At 70.7% G+C, this 16,623-nt stretch carries 14 protein-coding genes and 1 tRNA gene; 4 read left to right on the forward strand and 11 right to left on the reverse strand.

What is annotated here, in order from left to right; all coding sequences use genetic code 11:
• Positions 1-83: 83 nt before the first annotated feature.
• Positions 84-494 (reverse strand): hypothetical protein, encoded by a 411-nt coding sequence (locus ABZ567_RS02615; RefSeq protein WP_360783751.1) that lies wholly within the window; start codon positions 492-494, stop codon positions 84-86.
• A 246-nt stretch (positions 495-740) separates the two neighbouring features.
• Positions 741-815 (reverse strand) — tRNA-Val (locus tag ABZ567_RS02620).
• 433 nt (positions 816-1,248) lie between these two features.
• Between ABZ567_RS02620 and ABZ567_RS02625 the strand changes: the two genes are divergently transcribed.
• Both ABZ567_RS02625 and ABZ567_RS02630 read left to right on the forward strand, forming a co-directional pair.
• A complete protein-coding gene (locus ABZ567_RS02625; RefSeq protein WP_360783754.1) occupies positions 1,249-2,559 on the forward strand; it encodes a hypothetical protein in 1,311 nt (436 codons plus the stop codon).
• 176 nt (positions 2,560-2,735) lie between these two features.
• A complete protein-coding gene (locus ABZ567_RS02630) occupies positions 2,736-2,942 on the forward strand; it encodes a zinc ribbon domain-containing protein (RefSeq protein WP_360783757.1) in 207 nt (68 codons plus the stop codon).
• Between the two features lie 26 nt (positions 2,943-2,968).
• On the opposite strand, the gene ABZ567_RS02635 is transcribed toward ABZ567_RS02630, so the two are convergent.
• The 3 genes from ABZ567_RS02635 to ABZ567_RS02645 all read right to left on the reverse strand — a co-directional run bounded on the left by ABZ567_RS02635 (position 2,969) and on the right by ABZ567_RS02645 (position 7,866).
• Positions 2,969-3,766 carry an HAD family hydrolase gene (locus ABZ567_RS02635; RefSeq protein ID WP_360783760.1) on the reverse strand — a complete coding sequence of 266 codons (798 nt, stop codon included), beginning with the start codon at positions 3,764-3,766 and terminating at the stop codon, positions 2,969-2,971.
• Positions 3,767-3,930: 164 nt separating this feature from the next.
• Positions 3,931-6,666 (reverse strand): phosphoribosyltransferase, encoded by a 2,736-nt coding sequence (locus ABZ567_RS02640; protein ID WP_360783761.1) that lies wholly within the window; start codon positions 6,664-6,666, stop codon positions 3,931-3,933.
• A gap of 18 nt (positions 6,667-6,684) precedes the next feature.
• Positions 6,685-7,866, reverse strand: a complete 1,182-nt coding sequence (locus ABZ567_RS02645; RefSeq protein WP_360783764.1) for an HpcH/HpaI aldolase/citrate lyase family protein — start codon at positions 7,864-7,866, stop codon at positions 6,685-6,687.
• 176 nt (positions 7,867-8,042) lie between these two features.
• Between ABZ567_RS02645 and ABZ567_RS02650 the strand changes: the two genes are divergently transcribed.
• Complete coding sequence (locus ABZ567_RS02650) at positions 8,043-8,972, forward strand: TerD family protein (RefSeq protein ID WP_360785001.1); 930 nt, start codon at positions 8,043-8,045, stop codon at positions 8,970-8,972.
• A 15-nt stretch (positions 8,973-8,987) separates the two neighbouring features.
• Here the strand turns inward: ABZ567_RS02650 and ABZ567_RS02655 are convergent, their stop codons facing one another.
• The 6 genes from ABZ567_RS02655 to ABZ567_RS02680 form a co-directional block, all read right to left on the reverse strand.
• On the reverse strand, positions 8,988-9,725 hold the full coding sequence (locus ABZ567_RS02655; RefSeq protein WP_360783767.1) for a Tellurium resistance: 738 nt from the start codon (positions 9,723-9,725) through the stop codon (positions 8,988-8,990).
• 103 nt (positions 9,726-9,828) lie between these two features.
• On the reverse strand, positions 9,829-10,974 hold the full coding sequence (locus tag ABZ567_RS02660) for a DUF475 domain-containing protein (RefSeq protein ID WP_360783769.1): 1,146 nt from the start codon (positions 10,972-10,974) through the stop codon (positions 9,829-9,831).
• Between the two features lie 29 nt (positions 10,975-11,003).
• Positions 11,004-11,579 (reverse strand): TerD family protein, encoded by a 576-nt coding sequence (locus tag ABZ567_RS02665; RefSeq protein WP_360783773.1) that lies wholly within the window; start codon positions 11,577-11,579, stop codon positions 11,004-11,006.
• An 82-nt stretch (positions 11,580-11,661) separates the two neighbouring features.
• Entirely contained in the window at positions 11,662-12,237 is a 576-nt protein-coding gene (locus tag ABZ567_RS02670; protein ID WP_360783776.1) for a TerD family protein, read from the reverse strand.
• Positions 12,238-12,398: 161 nt separating this feature from the next.
• Positions 12,399-12,857, reverse strand: a complete 459-nt coding sequence (locus ABZ567_RS02675) for a peroxiredoxin (RefSeq protein WP_360783779.1) — start codon at positions 12,855-12,857, stop codon at positions 12,399-12,401.
• 116 nt (positions 12,858-12,973) lie between these two features.
• On the reverse strand, positions 12,974-13,396 hold the full coding sequence (locus ABZ567_RS02680) for a DUF3052 domain-containing protein (RefSeq protein ID WP_360783781.1): 423 nt from the start codon (positions 13,394-13,396) through the stop codon (positions 12,974-12,976).
• 426 nt (positions 13,397-13,822) lie between these two features.
• On the opposite strand from ABZ567_RS02680, the gene aceE reads away from it, so the two are divergent.
• A complete protein-coding gene (gene aceE, locus ABZ567_RS02685) occupies positions 13,823-16,555 on the forward strand; it encodes a pyruvate dehydrogenase (acetyl-transferring), homodimeric type (RefSeq protein WP_360783784.1) in 2,733 nt (910 codons plus the stop codon).
• Positions 16,556-16,623 lie beyond the last annotated feature (68 nt).

The raw sequence follows: 16,623 nt of genomic DNA on the forward strand, positions 1-16,623 counted from the left end.
CACGCAGGATCCGGAGGAACGGTTCCCGCTGTCACGCCCGAGACCTACGGAGGTTGGGCAGGCGGGCGGGGCCGGGACCGGGATCAGCGTCCGTGGCGACTGCACTCCAGGGCCTTCACTCCGTCGTCGAGGCAGACCCGCACGACCGCGGCTCCACCGGGCACGTCCGCGGGCACATCGAAGCTGAAGGTGCGGCTGAGACCGCACACCAAGTAGGGGCTGACGTTCTTGCCCAGTTGCCTGTCCGCCGAGTCGAGGGTGTAGGCCGTGGTCCCCCGGCAGCTCGCCGGGTCGACCGACTTGTGCTCCCCGGCCACGTGGACCGACCGGTTGTACCAGGTGATGATTCCCTTCGTGTACGTGTTCCCGACGACGACCTCGAACGCACTGGTCGGATAGGCGGAGCCGCCGACACCGGCGGCCGGCGACGCGCCCACGAGCATGCTCGTCGTCAGTGCAACGGCGCCGAGAGCGGCGGCAAGGTGGGTGCGCATGCGGTCTCCCTGAAGTCGAACCTGTCGCAGCGGTCGGCGAACAACCTCAGTCTCCGGGCGTTCCCTCGACAGCGTCGATGACATATCGGGCCAACTACCCGGCGGCTGAAAGTACGGACGGACCGCCCGATCCGTCAGGTCCAGCTCTGTGCGGGGATACGGCATCCAGGCGGCATTCGAACGCGCAACGGCCCCCCAGCCGATTCGACTGAGGGGCCGCGACAGGCTTTCACCTGCTACTTCTCCTGGTGGGCGCGGACGGTTTCGAACCGCCGACATCTGCTTTGTAAGAGCAGCGCTCTACCCCTGAGCTACGCACCCGTGGAAGAGGCATCAGCCTACATGGCGCACGGGGTCGTGCCGCAAACGGATACCCCGGGTCGGGTGCGCCTGCGGCCGTGGGTGCGGATGGTCGACGGGGTGTTACGCGGGGTAGTGGGGTGTGGGCCGGTTCCGGGACCTCCGGCGTCGGTGGCGGCCCTCGGCGCCGGGGCGACCTCGGCGTCGTCGCGAACTGATCGGCTCGTGTGTGCGTCCCTACCAGGTGGGAGAATGGACCGGACCGGGCACGGCGGACACAGCACGGGAGAGGTACGTGGCGGCGAGCGACGCGAGGGGGGCGAGCGGCGTTCGGCGTCGTGATGCGCCGAGCCGGGGAGAGGCGCGTACGGGGCGGGAGTCCCGGGCGCGTACGGCGTCCGGGATCTCGACCGCGGAGGGCTCGGTCGCCGCTTCCGCAGTCGGGTCCGCCAGGGTGCTTCCGCTTGCTTTCGCCCTGCCCCTGCTCGCCGCCGCGCTGGTGCCGTACGCCTTCGCCGGTGGAGGGACCCGGCGCTGGTTCGGTGGGCGGGGGGAGAGTCAGCGGGCCGAGGCGCAGGCCGCCAAGGACGCCGCCGCCTCCGCCTTCTACGAGCTCGACACCGCCCAGCGCGGGCTGCGGATCTCCGTCGAGACCATCACCGCCGTCGACAGCTCCCCCGACGCGCGCCGTGCCGTCGAGGGCTTCGACGCCCTCGGGCGACGTATCGACGAGGTCAGCCACCTCTACATCGGCGCCGTCGACGCCCACGACCTCGACCGCGACGAGCTCGACGCGGCGACCGCCGGGCGGGCCCGTGCCGAGCTGACCCGCGCCAAGGAGGAGCTCGACCGGGTCAAGGGCGAGCTCGACCGGTTCGAGCAGGGGCTCGGGCCGCTGCTCGACCGCGCCGAGACACAGCTCGCCCGCCTCGCCCCCGCCGTCGAGCGCGCCCGGCAGGCCCTGCGCGGCGCGAGCGGCGCCCTCGACTCCGTACGCGAGAGGGGGCTGCGCGCCGACGACCTGGCCGCCCGGCTCGCCGCCCTCGGACCCGACCTGACCCGGCTCAACGAAGGCGCCGGCCGGCACGGCGTCCCCGAGACCCTCCAGCGCGCCGACCGGGTCCTGCGTGACGCCGAAGCCGTACGGGCCGAGGCGGAGCGCCTGCCCGAGCGGGCCGCCGAGATCGACCGGCGCCTCGTCTCCCTCCGTACCCGCACCGAAGCCCTGACCACCCGCGCCGGGGGCGTCGAGCCGGTCCTCTCGGAGCTGCGGCGGCGGTTCACCGCGCCTTGTTGGCAGGATCTCCAGCACGTACCGGAACAGGCCGCCGACACGCTCCGTCAGGCCGAGGACCGGCTCGCCGAGGCCGGTAGGGCACGCGCCGAGCAGCGCTGGCCCGACGCCGCCTCGATGCTCTCGACCGTCCGCGCGCTGCTCGACTCCACCGACGAGGCCGTCTCCGCCGCCGGGGACCGGCTGCGTCTGCTCGACGCCGTCGCGAAGGACCCGAGGGCGGAGATCGACCGCACCCGGTTCGCCGTACGGGACGCCCAGCGGCTCGCGATGGACGGGCGGAGCACCCCCGACCCGCGTCACGCCCGGCCCCTCGACGAGGCCGTCGCCCGGCTCGGCCGCGCGGTCGACACCCTGGAGGGCCGGCACCCGGACTACTGGCACTTCCTCACCGAACTGGAGGGCGTACGGGGCATGGCGGCCCATGTCGTGGGGCAGATCCGGGAGGAGCGGGGCGCCGCCGGTCACTGACCGCCGGGACGAGGCCGGGAATCGGGGTTCGGGGAGGTACCACCGGGACGGGACCGGGCGCGGAGGTTCGGGGAAGTACCACCGGGACAGGGCCGGGGTTCGGGGACGTACCGCCGGCCGGGGACAAGGCGGAGGCGGGCCTGCCCGTGCGGGGTCACAGGCTCTAGCCTGGGCCCATGCCTCGTTACGAATTCCGCTGCCGCACCTGCGGCGACACCTTCGAGCTCAGCCGTCCCATGGCCGAGTCCTCCGATCCCGCCTCCTGCCCCGCCGGGCACGACGACACCGTGAAGCTGCTCTCGGCCGTGGCCGTCGGCGGTTCCGCCGCCCCCGCGCCGAGCGGCGGCGGGGGCGGCTGCTGCGGTGGGGGCTGCTGCGGCTGACCCACCGCGAACGTCCACCGCGAGCTCTACACGGCGGCGGCCGCCCGGAAGCGGCGCAGGATCTCCTCCCCCGCCGCGACCCCGCGCTCCGCGAGGACGTGGAGGTGCGGGGCCGTCCAGTCGCTGTCGGCCAGTTCGCCGTGGCCGGGGCGCCATGCCCGGTCCGCGGCGAGCAGCAGGTCGGCGTCGAGGAGGGAGTCGCCCGCGGCCAGGGTGAGCGTGGCGCCGGTGCGGCGGGCGACCTCGCGGACGGCCGCGCCCTTGGTGAGCGGCTTGGGTACGGCGTACACCTTGCGGCCCTGGAGCGAGACCGTCCAGCCGCGCTCCCCCGCCCAGGCGCCGAAGCGCCCCAGCCAGTCCGCGGGGAGCCGTTCCCGCTCGACGACGAGGTAGGCGAACAGGTCCTCGGCGACGCGGTGCTTGCGCACCCAGGACAGGTCCGTCGTGGCCGTGAGGTAGGCGCGGATCTCGGAGAGCGGCGCGCACTCGTCGGCGAGCCGGCGCAGGACGGACTCGTGCCAGTCCTCGTCGGTGACGCCGTCGACGAGGATGTGCCCGCCGTTCGCGCAGATCGCGTACTTCGGCGCGCTACCGGGGAGTTGGATGCGCTGGTACTGCTTGCGCGTCCGCGTGGTGGTCGGGACGAAGACGGCCTCTTCGGACAGCCGGGCGAGGAGTTCGGCCGCGTCCTCCGTCATGTAGGACAGCGGTCTCGCCTCGTGGACCTCGACGCAGAGCAGCCGGGGCGCCTCGGCGTCGGGCATGCCGAGGGCGAGCGCCGCGGAGGAGTAGATGAGGGTCCGGTCGAGGTCGCTCGCGACCATCGTCGTGCCGCGCGTCGCGTTCCGCGGCGTGCCCTGGGGAGTTCCCTGGGGCGTGCTCGATGCCGCGGTCGGGGGTGCGCCCTGGAGCGGGCCTTCTGCCGGCCTTTGCGTCGGGCTGTGTGTCGTGCTGTGCGTCGTATTCTCTGCGGTGCTCTGTGTCGTACTCACTGGGACACCACCGCCTTGCCGTCCGCGCCCGTCGCACCCTTCGTGTACTGAGGGTGTATCAGGCCCACGCAGCTGTACGGCAGGTCGTCGACCTCCTCGACCGGCACCCCGCGCTGTTCGGCGAGCAGGCGGATGTGTGCGAGGTCGGCGTCCGCGCCCCGCTTGGCGAGGATCTTCCAGGGGACGCGGCGGAGCAGGACCCGGGTCGTCTCGCCGACGCCCGGCTTGACCAGGTTGACGTCGTGGATGCCGTACTCCTCGCTGATCCGCTCCACCGCGGCCCAGCCCTCCCAGGTGGGCGTGCGGTCGGTGGCCAGGAGTTCCTTGACGTCGATGTCGACGGTTCCGGTGACCTCGTCGAAGCGGGCGGCGACGGCGTCCAGGAAGTCGTTCGAGACGTCGGCGTCGGCCAGTTCGCGGTAGAACTTGCCGCCGTGGAAGTCGTCGGGTCCGACGAGGTCGGCGCGGAGGACCGTGCGCGATATCAGGCCGGACACCGTGGAGTTGAGGCACGCGGACGGGATGAGGAAGTCCTCGCGGGTGCCGTACGTGCGGACACAGGAGCCCGGATCGGCGAGGACCGCGATCTCCGGGTCGAAGCCCGTGATGCCCTCGGTCTCCTCGAACACGCTGATCGCCTCGGCGAGTTCGCGGGTGATGGCGCCCTTGCCGGTCCAGCCGTCGACGAACACGACGTCGGCCGGGTCGTGGTGGGCGGCGAGCCAGCGCAGCGCGTTGGCGTCGATGCCGCGGCCGCGCACGATGGAAACGGCGTAGTGGGGCAGGTCGAGGCCGTGGCGGGCGGCCGCCCAACGACGCATCAGGACGCCGACGGGGGTGCCGGCCCGCGCCAGCGAGACGAGCACCGGGTTGCGGCCGGGCCGCTCGGCGAGGACGGTCTCCGTGACGGTGCCTACGGCGCGGGCGATGCGGGCGGCGGAGCTCTCCAGGGCGCTGCGGAAGAGCTCCTGGTAGCGGGCGTTGGGCTGGTACTCGACCGGGAGCGACTCGGCGTAGTGCGCGCCGCCGCTCTGGATGGCTTCCTCGCGTTCCTCGGTGGGCGCCTCCAGCTCGACGTCCGAGAGGTCCTGGAGCAGCCAGCCGACCTCCTCGGGGGCGTACGAGGAGAAGGCGGGGCCGCGGAGGGGCTCGGGCAGCATGGAGCTCCTTTCGGGAGCTTCGGAGTCTTCGTGGTCTTCGGCGTCGGAGACCTGGGGGGCGTACGGCGTGGACGTCGCGTGCGGCGTGGACGGCTCGTACGAGGGGACGACGGCGAGCACGACGCGCGGGATGTGCGCGGCGAGCTGGGCGAGGAGGCCGTCCGGGGCGTGCAGGGCCGGGGTGTCGGCGGTGGAGTCGACGACCACGACGACGGCGTCGAAGCCCGCGCCCGCCACGTTGTAGGCGTAGCGCTCGCCTGGGCCGTCGGCGGGGTCGTCGTGGGCGGGGAACACTATGCGGGTGCGTATCGCGTAGCCGGGGTCGTCCACGGCGAGTACGGGCGAGCGGGTGGTGGTGGAGTACCGGACGTCGTGACCGGCGTCCTCCAGGGCGGTGCCGAGACGGAGGGGCGCGTACATCAGCTCCTCGAAGCCGAGCACGAGCACGCGGGGCCCTGCGGGCGGCGGGCCGGGGGGAGTGGGGGCGGCCGCTGGGGGCGCGTCGCCTGTTGGGGGCGCGTCGGTGGCCGCGGGCCCGTCGGTGGCCGCCCCGTCGGTGGGCGCGGGCGCGTCGGTGGCCGCGGGCCCGTGGGTGGCCGCGGGGGCCTCCGTAGTGGCAAGCGGCTCTGCCGCGGTCGGCGCCCCCGTGGCGGCGAGCGTCTCCATGGCGGCGAGCGCCCCCGTGGTCGTGGCCGCCTCCGCACCCCCCACCGCCTCCGCGATCCTGCGTGCCATCGTCGGCAGCGCCGTCTCCAGGGCGGCGCGGTGGGCCGGGGTGAAGCCGTGGCGTCCGCCGTCGGGTACGCCTTCGGGCCAGCCGAGGTCGATGCGCACGGCGGCTCCCGCGGCGGCGCGGGTTGCCGGTTCGTACGGCGTCTCGTGCCGCCGCACCAGGGCCTGGCCCTTCTCCAGTACGCCGTCCGGGAGGCGTACCGTTCCCGCCGCGCCGGAGACCAGGTCGACGCGGGCGCCGATCTCCGCGGCGAAGGCGTCCAGACGGCCCAGGTCGGAGGGGGAGCGCATGTCGACGAGGGCGACGACGACGTACCGGTCGCGCGGGTAGCGCTCGTGGAGGGCGCGGACGGTGTTGAGGACGGTGTTGCCGGTGGAGAACTCGTCGTCGACGAGGACCAGCGTCCCGTCGCCCGCCAGCAGCTTCGGGTCCTCGGGCAGCAGCAGGTGCGAGGTGGCGTGCGAGTGGGACTCTTCGAAGCCCCCCGCGCGGGCGACGCCGGCCACCGGCCGCCGGGTGGAGTGGAGGTACGGGGCGAGGCCGAGGCCGTCGGCGACGGCGTGGCCGAGGGCGGTGGCGGTCTCCGCGTAACCGAGGACGACGGACCGCGCGGCCTCCTCGTCGCCGAGGAGGGCGCGGACGCGCCGGCCGAGGTCGAGGCCGGAGCCGTACACCACGGACGGGCGCTGGGGCACGTGCTTGCCGAGCACGCTGGAGACCAGCAGATGCGCCCGTTTGGGGTTGCGACGCAGTGCGAGGCCCAACAGGGCCGGTAGCTCCTCGTGGCCGATCAGTTCGACGCCAAGTCGCTCCGCGACCCACGTTCCGGTCCACACCACGTCGTCGACGTCCCTTCGTCAGCCGGCAAGTCCGGCGGTGAGCAGATCCACGAAGCCGACGTCCTCCTTGGCGACGCCGAACACCTCGGCGCGCAGCAGGGTTCGTTCGGCCCACGCGCGATGCGGCTTCACTTCGTTCATCTTGTTCGTGTAGGCGGAGCGGAGCACTCCGCCACCGTCCAGTTCGGGCCGCAGGATGTCCTGGGCGTCGGTCCACTCCTCGTGGCTGACCACGGAGAGTGCGTGCACCGGCACCACATGGGTGGGGTGGATGCAGGTCTTGCCGAGCAGTCCGTTGGCGCGGTCGAGTTCGATCTCGCGCAGGAGGCCGTCGAGGTCGTGCGCGATGAGTGCGGTGCGCAGGTCCTCGGCGCTTCCCTCCAGGAAGGGGCTGCGGCGCAGCTGGGGCTTGAACATGCGCTCGCCGGGCCGGAAGTACTCCCAGACGGGGCCGGTGATGGTGAAGCCGGTGCCGTCGGAGCGGCCGAAGGCGTTGACGACGTCGGCGATGACGTGGGCGACGATCTTGACGTCGTAGGCGGTCATGTCGGGCGAGCGGCGCAGCCCGTAGGCGGAGCAGAAGTCGGTGACGCCGAGGCGCAGCGCGAGGACGTGGTCGCGGTACTTGTCGGTGATCGAGGCGATGCCGGCGAGGGTCTCGGCCCGGGTCTCCAGGTGGAGGAGCTCGGGGGACTCCAGGACGGGCATGGCGAAGAGGCGCCGGCCGCAGGCCAGCTCGGCCTGGGTGAGCGCTTCGAGGAAGGCGCGGCCGCGGCTCTCCGTGAACTTGGGCAGTACGAATCCGGACAGCAGGCGAACCGTTTCGCCCAGTCGGGCGACGAGGTCGGTGATCTGGCGCGGTTCTCGGACCCGGATGAAGAGCAGGGGCACGTCCGGGGCGGTGTCGGCGTCCGTCACGGGGGTGGCGAGGTCGGCGAACTGGCGGACGAGGTTGTCCTCCCCGGCCTCGACGTCGGCGTCGTTGATGGAGTCCTCGAGGCAGAGCACCATGGAGACCACTCCGCGCGCCGCCTGTTTGCGCACGTCGTCGGCGAGCCGCGGCCGGGTGGCCGGGCTGTAGAGCGTGGCACCCAGGGCCACGGCGAGCGTGCGCGCGGGCGAGTCGGCCGTGAACGCGGCCGGCTCCCGGTGGAACAGCCCAGCCCGTGCGGTGGACGGGATGTGCCCGAAATGACGCATATAAGTACCCCGTCTGCCTTTCTCGACCTGACGACATGTGGCCGGTAATAGTACGTAGGTGCGGGTGTCCGCAGTTCCATTCACGCATGAAATCCAGGTAACCCGTCGGCATCCGGAACCCCGTCGCCGTTTCGGTACCGCCCCCGCGTTGTCCGCGGGTCTGCCGGGAGGGCAGGATTACGGTCATGACGCACGCGATGCTGAAGGGCTCCAACGTCCCTCTCGACACCGCGGCCGTACGGGCCGTGCTCCGCTGGACCCCGGGCTCCGGGGTCCCCGACGTGGATGCCTCCGCCCTGCTGCTCGGGCCCGACGGCCGCGTGCGGTCCGACGAGGACTTCGTCTTCTACAACCAGCCGCGCCACCCCTCGGGCCTGGTGCGGCGGCTGCCGAAGAAGCGGGACTCCAAGGGCCTGACGGACACCGTGGAGGCCGATCTCGGCGCCCTCGACGCCTCGGTCGACCGGGTGGTGATCGCGGCATCCTCCGACGGCGGAACGTTCCGGTCCGTCTCCGACCTGCGGATCCTGCTGTACGACGCCACGCCGGGGCCGGACCGGGAGCCGCTGGCCCTGTTCTCCGTGACGGCGGAGACGGGCGAGGAGACGGCTGTCATCTGCGGCGAGCTGTACCGGCGCGGGGACGGCTGGAAGTTCCGCGCGGTGGGGCAGGGCTATCCGACCGGCCTCGTCGGTCTCGCCACCGACTTCGGCATCTCGGTCGACGAGGACGCGCAGGACGGCCCGGACGACCAGGCGGGACCGGACGGTCCGGGGGCGCAGGACGGCCCTGGAGCGCAGGAGGGGCCGGACGGGCGCGTGGGGCGGCAGGACCGCCCGGAGGGGCCCCATGAGGCCCTGGAGGGCGCCACGGCCCCCACCGGCTCCCCCGACCTCGACCTGACGGTCGTCCATCCCTCCGTACCCCCACGGCCGACGATGCCGCCGCCCGTGCCCGACCGGGCGCCCGCCTACGGCTACCCCCAGCCGCCGGTGAACGGCCCGGTGGCCGCGTACGGCTATCCGCAGCCGGTGACGGGCCCCGAGCAGCACCCGTCGCCGGAGTTCCGGATGCCGCCCATGGGCCCCCAGTTCGTCCGTTCCTGAGGACGGGGGCACGGGCTACGCCTTCGTCTTGTAGCCGCGGCCCCACTGGAGGCCCCAGCCGTAGAGCCGGTCCAGTTCGGCCTGGAAGCCGTAGACGAAGCGCACCTCGCGGCGGACCGTGAGGTCGCCCTTGGTGTTGTCCACGGAGAAGACCGCGCAGGAGCGGGCCTGCGGGGCGCGCTCGTCGAGCTCGATCTCGATCCGGGGGCCGTTGCTCGGATAGAGCGTGATCTTGGCGTGCGTACGGTCGAAGGCCGGCGTCTGGTCGTAGATGTAGACGAAGAACAGCAGGCGCTTGATCTCGTCCTTCTGGTCCAGGTTGACGAAGATCGTCTCCCCGGAGGACCCGCCGAAGCGGTCGTCGCCGCTGAGCTTCACGTACGGCGCGGTGTTCAGGTCGCCGAAGAAGTTGCCGAGCGGCTGCACCACGCCCTTGCTGCCGTCGGCGAGCTCGTAGAGGCAGCCCAGGTCCAGGTCGACGTTGACCATGCCCTGGGTGTGGGCCTGCACGACCTCGGGCTTGAAGAACTGGGTGGGGTTGCGCAGGAGCCGTCCGCTCTGGCGGGAGCGGCCCTCGATGTCGGAGGTCCGCATCCGCCAGGAGAGGTTCACCCGCAGGTTGCCGGTCGCGGCGCCCTGCTTGGTGAGCGAGACGGACGGACGCCGTCTCGTCAGATCGATCGAGTTCGACGCCGCGCTGCCCGAGTCGAACTGCGCCGTCCTCGCCGGAAACAGGTTGTCCCAGAAGGCCATGCCGCCTTCACCCCCCACTGGTCGTCACCACCGCGCACACGCCTGCGGGGCGGCCGGGTGCACCGGCCGCCCCGCAGTGAAGCGTTCCTCGTCGTCGGGGGTGTCACACCCCGGACGACACCTCGGTCTTGTCACCGGAGGAACCGGACCCGCCCTCGGCCGCCGCCAGTGCCTTGTTGCGGCGGACGGAGGACCAGAAGGAGAGCGCGATCAGGATCACGCCGATGGAGCCGGTGATGAGCTCGCTGATCTCGTGCTGGATGGTGATGAGCAGGATGACGGCGAGCGCGCCGATCGCGTAGTGCGCGCCGTGCTCCAGGTAGACGTAGTCGTCGAGGGTGCCCTCGCGGACCAGGTAGACCGTGAGCGAACGGACGTACATGGCGCCGATGCCGAGGCCGAGCGCCATCCAGAAGATGTGGTTGGTGATGGCGAAAGCGCCGATGACACCGTCGAAGGAGAACGAGGCGTCGAGCACCTCCAGGTACAGGAACAGGAAGAACGCGGCCTTGCCGGCGAGGCCGACCGCGGAGACCGGCTTGCCCTCGGCCTTGGCCTTCTCCTCCTCCTCGTGCTCGCGCTCCTCCTCTTCCTCCAGCTTGCCCTCGAAGAAGCCCGAGAGACCGCCGACGATCAGGTACGTGATCAGGCCGGCGACGCCGGAGAGCAGGACGGTCGCGGACTTGTCCGCGTGGCCGGTGCTGGTGTGCGCGTGGGTCGCGAAGGTCATCGCAGTGACGAGCAGGGCGATGAGCGCGACGCAGACCGACAGCATGTCGACCTTGCCGAGCTTGGCCAGCGGGCGCTCGAGCCAGCCGAGCCACTTGATGTCCCGGTCCTCGAAGATGAAGTCCAGGAAGATCATCAGCAGGAACATTCCACCGAAGGCGGCGATCGCCGGGTGGGCGTCCGTGACCAGGGCCTCGTACCGCTCGGGATTGTCCAGGGCCAGCTCGACGGCCTCGATGGGCCCGACCTTGGCGCTGATGGCGACGATCGCGACGGGGAAGACCAGCCGCATACCGAAGACCGCGATCAGGATGCCGATGGTGAGGAAGATCTTCTGCCAGAAGGCGTTCATCTTCTTCAGGATTCCGGCGTTGACAACCGCGTTGTCGAAGGACAGCGAGATCTCGAGGATCGACAGGATCAGTACGACCCCGAACGCCTCCCACCCCCACTGCCAAGCGGCGAAGGCCAGGCCGAGCGCCGTGATGGCGAACGACCAGCCGAAGGTTTTCAGAACCACTGTCTACCCCATCGTGAAACTACTTGGCTTTACGAAACGTTGACCCCGAAGTCTAGAGCGATGCCCCGGAGCCCCGACGCGTACCCCTGACCGACCGCGCGGAACTTCCATTCGCCGTTGTAGCGGTAGAGCTCGCCGAAGATCATCGCGGTCTCGGTCGAGGCGTCCTCGGAGAGGTCGTACCTGGCGAGCTCCTGCCCGTCCAGCTGGTTCACCACACGGATGAACGCGTTGCTGACCTGGCCGAAGCTCTGGCTGCGGTTGTCGGCGTCGTGGATCGACACCGGGAAGACGATCTTGTCGCAGTGGGCCGGCACCAGGGAGAGGTCCACGATGAGGGACTCGTCGTCCCCGTCACCCTCGCCGGTGAGGTTGTCCCCGGTGTGTTCGACGGAGCCCTCGGGGCTGCGGAGCTGGTTGTAGAAGACGAAGTACTCGTCCCCGAGGACCCGCCCGGCCTGGCACAGCAGGGCGCTGGCGTCGAGGTCGAAGGGGGCTCCGGTGGTGGAGCGCGCGTCCCAGCCGAGCCCCACGAGGACCTTGGTCAGATTGGGTGCGGCCTTGGAGAGGGAGACATTGCCTCCCTTGGCGAGCGTGACGCCCATGATGCTGTTCCTCCCCGGTGGTGATGAGGCACGTCCGGCGCCGCACGAGACGTGCGGCGCCGGACGGTTCGAAGGGTTCGGCTCAGACGTTGACGCCGAAGTCCTGCGCGATACCCCGCAGGCCCGAGGCGTAGCCCTGGCCGACGGCGCGGAACTTCCACTCGGCACCGTTGCGGTACAGCTCGCCGAAGACCATGGCGGTCTCGGTCGAGGCGTCCTCGGAGAGGTCGTACCGGGCGATCTCGGCGCCTCCGGTCTGGTTCACGACGCGGATGAACGCGTTGCGCACCTGACCGAAGGACTGCTGGCGGTTCTCGGCGTCGTAGATCGAGACCGGGAAGACGATCTTGGCGACGTCGGCCGGCACGGTGGCCAGACTGACCTTGACCTGCTCGTCGTCACCCTCGCCCTCACCGGTCGTGTTGTCGCCGGTGTGCTCGACGGAGCCGTCGCCACTCTTCAGGTTGTTGAAGAAGACGAAGTCCTGCTCGTTACGGACCTTGCCCTCCTCGGTCACCAGGATGGCGCTGGCGTCGAGGTCGAAGTCCGTACCGGTGGTGGTGCGGACGTCCCAGCCCAGACCGACGGTCACGGCGGTGAGGCCAGGGGCCTCCTTGGTCAGCGAGACGTTGCCGCCCTTGCTGAGGCTGACTCCCACGAGTCCCTCCAAAGGTTTTCAGGGGCAGCGCCCCCGGTCGTGCGTTGGCATTCGGATCAACGACTGGATCCTAGTGACGGGTTCCCGGTCGAAACAGTCGATTCGCCCCGCGAATCGGAGATGTCGCCGACGAATGCGGAGATGTCGCCCCCACGGGCGGCTCAGATGGCGTCGAGCGCCTTGACGTACTCACCGAGGTCGCGGGCGTCCGGCAGGGCGTTGACGACGGTCCAGCGGACGACGCCCTCCTTGTCGATGATGAAGGTGCCGCGCACCGCGCAGCCCTTCTCCTCGTCGAAGACGCCGTACGCCCGGGAGGCCTCGCCGTGCTTCCAGAAGTCGGAGAGGAGCGGATAGTCCAGGGACTCCTGCTCGGCGAAGACGCGCAGGGTGTGGATGGAGTCGTTGGAGACGGCCAGCAGCTGCGTGTCGTCGTTGACGAACGTCGCCTGGTTGTCGCGGAGCTCGCCCAGCTCGCCGGCGCAGACCCCGGTGAAGGCGAAGGGGTAGAAGAGCAGCACCACGTTCTTCTCGCCGCGGAAGTCCGACAGCCTCACGGTGCGCCCGTGGTTGTCCTTGAGCTCGAAATCCGGGGCCCTGGTGCCGACCTCGATCGCCATCGCGTACGCATCCCTTCGCCGGCCCGCCCTTGGGCCGTATCGGTGAATCCCACCCTACGGCCTGCGCGCGAAAGCCCCCGCCGGCGGACCGGCGGGGGCTTGTCGTCATGTGGTGATCAGCGCTTGGGGGCCGTCAGGCGGGTGCCCGTCCAGTCCTTGGCGACGCTGATGCTCTTGGTCTGGGAGAGACCAGCTGTCTGCGCGGCATCGTTGATGTCGCTCGGCTCGATGTAGCCGTCGCGGCCGGTCTTCGGCGTCAGCAGCCAGATGGTGCCGCCGTCCTCCAGAAGACCGATGGCGTCCACCAGGGCGTCGGTGAGGTCGCCGTCCTCGTCGCGGAACCAGATCACGACGGCGTCGGCGACGTCGTCGTAGTCCTCGTCCACGAGGTCGGCCCCGATGATGGACTCGATACCTTCACGGAGATCCTGGTCGACGTCGTCGTCGTAGCCGATCTCCTGGACCACCTGTCCGGGCTCGAACCCCAGCCTTCCGGCCGGGTTGGTCCGCTCCTCCGCGTGGTCCGCGGTCGCGCTCACGGCTTGCCTCCTGCTCATTCGGTAAATGCTGTGGGCCGCACGTGCGCGCGGCGCTGGCCGTAGTCCACACGTGCCGGGGTGGATCGCGCAAGTGCCCGGCCGTGGAGACCGCCGAAACGGTGACGTTTGGGGCCGTCTCGCCGCAACTTCCGGCACCGCGGATCCCCGCTCCGTGATCAGGCACACATGGTTCATCCCGGTTTACGGACTTCTGAGGTTTCAGTCTGCCGAACGCCCGGACGAAACGCATGCGCGGGTTGGGCGTAAGGTTGCGATTTGAGCGCCCCCCGGACATGTGGACGACACCCGAGAGACCCCCCGGGGGTTACCCCTCGGTAAATGTGACGCCTGGCGTCACCGGGGTACACGATGGACATCCCGACCACTCCGTGGCCCCGTGGGCACCACCGACAGTGAAGGAAGAGCGTGGCTCCCGGATCCGATCGCAACCCGATCATCATTGGCGGCCTTCCCAGCCAGGTCCCGGATTTCGACCCGGAAGAGACCCAGGAATGGCTCGACTCCCTCGACGCGGCCGTCGACGAGCGGGGTCGTGAGCGAGCCCGCTACCTCATGCTCCGCCTCATCGAACGGGCCCGCGAGAAGCGGGTGGCCGTGCCCGAGATGCGCAGCTCGGACTACGTCAACACGATCGCCACCAAGGACGAGCCGTTCTTCCCCGGCAACGAGGAGATCGAGCGCAAGGTCCTCAACGCCACCCGGTGGAACGCGGCCGTGATGGTGTCGCGCGCCCAGCGTCCCGGCATCGGCGTCGGCGGTCACATCGCCACCTTCGCGTCCTCGGCCTCGCTGTACGACGTCGGCTTCAACCACTTCTTCCGCGGCAAGGACGGGGGCGACGGCGGCGACCAGATCTTCTTCCAGGGGCACGCCTCCCCCGGCATCTACGCCCGCGCGTACCTCCTGGACCGGCTGAGCGAGACCCAGCTCGACGGCTTCCGCCAGGAGAAGTCGAGGTTCCCCGACGGCCTGTCGTCGTACCCGCACCCGCGTCTGATGCCGGACTTCTGGGAGTTCCCGACCGTGTCGATGGGCCTCGGCCCGCTCGGCGCGATCTACCAGGCCCGGATGAACCGCTACATGGAGGCGCGCGGCATCGCCGACACCTCCTCGTCGCACGTCTGGGCGTTCCTCGGCGACGGTGAGATGGACGAGGTCGAGTCGGTCGGCCAGCTCTCCATCGCCGCCCGCGAGGGCCTGGACAACCTGACCTTCGTCGTCAACTGCAACCTCCAGCGGCTCGACGGCCCGGTGCGCGGCAACGGCAAGATCATCCAGGAGCTGGAGTCGATCTTCCGGGGCAACGGCTGGAACGTCATCAAGCTGATCTGGGACCGCTCCTGGGACCCGCTGCTCGCTCAGGACCGCGACGGCATCCTGGTCAACAAGTTCAACACCACCCCGGACGGCCAGTTCCAGACGTACGCCACGGAGACCGGCGGTTACATCCGGGACCACTTCTTCGGCGACGACCACCGGCTGCGGGCGATGGTCGAGGGCATGTCGGACCAGCAGATCCTGCACCTGGGCCGCGGCGGCCACGACCACAAGAAGATCTACGCGGCCTACGCCGCGGCGAAGGCCCACACGGGTCAGCCGACCGTGATCCTCGCGCAGACGGTCAAGGGCTGGACGCTCGGCCCGAACTTCGAGGGCCGCAACGCGACCCACCAGATGAAGAAGCTGACGGTCGACGACCTCAAGCGCTTCCGCGACCGGCTGCACATCCCGGTGACCGACCGCCAGTTGGAGGACGGCCTGCCGCCGTACTACCACCCGGGGCGGGACTCCGAGGAGATCCAGTACATGCACGACCGGCGCAACGCGCTGGGCGGGTACGTCCCCAGCCGGGTCGTGCGGGCGAAGCCGCTGACCCTCCCCGACGACAAGGTCTACGCGGCGGCCAAGAAGGGCTCGGGGCAGCAGTCGATCGCCACCACGATGGCTTTCGTCCGCATCCTCAAGGACCTCATGCGGGACAAGGAGATCGGCAAGCGCTTCGTGCTGATCGCCCCCGACGAGTACCGCACCTTCGGCATGGACGCCTTCTTCCCGAGCGCCAAGATCTACAACCCGCTCGGCCAGCAGTACGAGGCGGTGGACCGCGAACTCCTCCTCGCCTACAAGGAGTCGCCGACCGGCCAGATGCTGCACGACGGCATCTCCGAGGCCGGCTGCACGGCCTCGTTGATCGCCGCCGGTTCCGCGTACGCCACGCACGGCGAACCGCTGATCCCGGTGTACGTCTTCTACTCGATGTTCGGTTTCCAGCGGACCGGCGACCAGTTCTGGCAGATGGCCGACCAGCTGGCGCGCGGTTTCGTGCTCGGCGCCACCGCCGGCCGGACGACGCTGACCGGTGAGGGCCTCCAGCACGCGGACGGTCACTCCCACCTCCTCGCCTCGACCAACCCGGCCTGTGTCGCCTACGACCCGGCGTACGGCTTCGAGATCGCGCACATCGTCAAGGACGGTCTGCGCCGCATGTACGGCCCCGACGCCGAGGACGTCTTCTACTACCTGACCGTCTACAACGAGCCGATCCAGCACCCGGCCGAGCCCGAGGACGTGGACGTCGAGGGCATCCTCGCGGGCATCCACCGCCTCAGGCCCGCCGAGGCGGGCGCGATCCCGGCGCAGATCATGGCCTCCGGTGTCGCCGTGCCGTGGGCGATCGAGGCTCAGCGGATCCTCGCCGAGGAGTGGAACGTACGGGCCGACGTCTGGTCCGCCACCTCCTGGAACGAGCTGCGCCGCGAGGCCGTGGCCGTCGAGGAGCACAACCTGCTCCACCCGGACGAGGAGCAGCGCGTCCCGTACGTGACGCGCAAGCTCCAGGGCGCCGAGGGCCCGTTCGTGGCGGTCTCGGACTGGATGCGGGCGGTGCCGGACCAGATCTCCCGCTGGGTGCCGGGCACGTACGGCTCGCTGGGCGCGGACGGCTTCGGCTTCGCGGACACGCGGGGCGCGGCCCGTCGCTACTTCCACATCGACGCCCCGTCGATCGTGCTCGCGGTGCTGACCGAACTCGCCCGTGAGGGCAAGGTCGAGCGGTCGGTCCTCAAGCAGGCCGTGGACCGCTACCAGCTCCTCGACGTGGCCGCCGCGGACCCGGGCGCCGCGGGTGGCGACGCGTGATCGCCGAGGCATCCCCGTAGCCTCGTAGCACGGCGCTCCTGGTGAGGGCGGTGGGACCCTGGTCCCGC

The sequence above is a fragment of the Streptomyces sp. NPDC016459 genome, from assembly GCF_040632845.1.
GTDB lineage: Bacteria > Actinomycetota > Actinomycetes > Streptomycetales > Streptomycetaceae > Streptomyces.

Bases quoted from the DNA above. Each gene is read 5' to 3' on its own strand.
- ABZ567_RS02630 (WP_360783757.1), top strand. From the start codon at position 2,736: ATGCCTCGTTACGAATTCCGCTGCCGCACCTGCGGCGACACCTTCGAG.
- ABZ567_RS02665 (WP_360783773.1), bottom strand. From the start codon at position 11,579: ATGGGCGTCACGCTCGCCAAGGGAGGCAATGTCTCCCTCTCCAAGGCC.
- ABZ567_RS02655 (WP_360783767.1), bottom strand. From the start codon at position 9,725: ATGGCCTTCTGGGACAACCTGTTTCCGGCGAGGACGGCGCAGTTCGAC.
- ABZ567_RS02615 (WP_360783751.1), bottom strand. From the start codon at position 494: ATGCGCACCCACCTTGCCGCCGCTCTCGGCGCCGTTGCACTGACGACG.
- ABZ567_RS02675 (WP_360783779.1), bottom strand. From the start codon at position 12,857: ATGGCGATCGAGGTCGGCACCAGGGCCCCGGATTTCGAGCTCAAGGAC.
- ABZ567_RS02645 (WP_360783764.1), bottom strand. From the start codon at position 7,866: ATGCGTCATTTCGGGCACATCCCGTCCACCGCACGGGCTGGGCTGTTC.
- ABZ567_RS02635 (WP_360783760.1), bottom strand. From the start codon at position 3,766: ATGGTCGCGAGCGACCTCGACCGGACCCTCATCTACTCCTCCGCGGCG.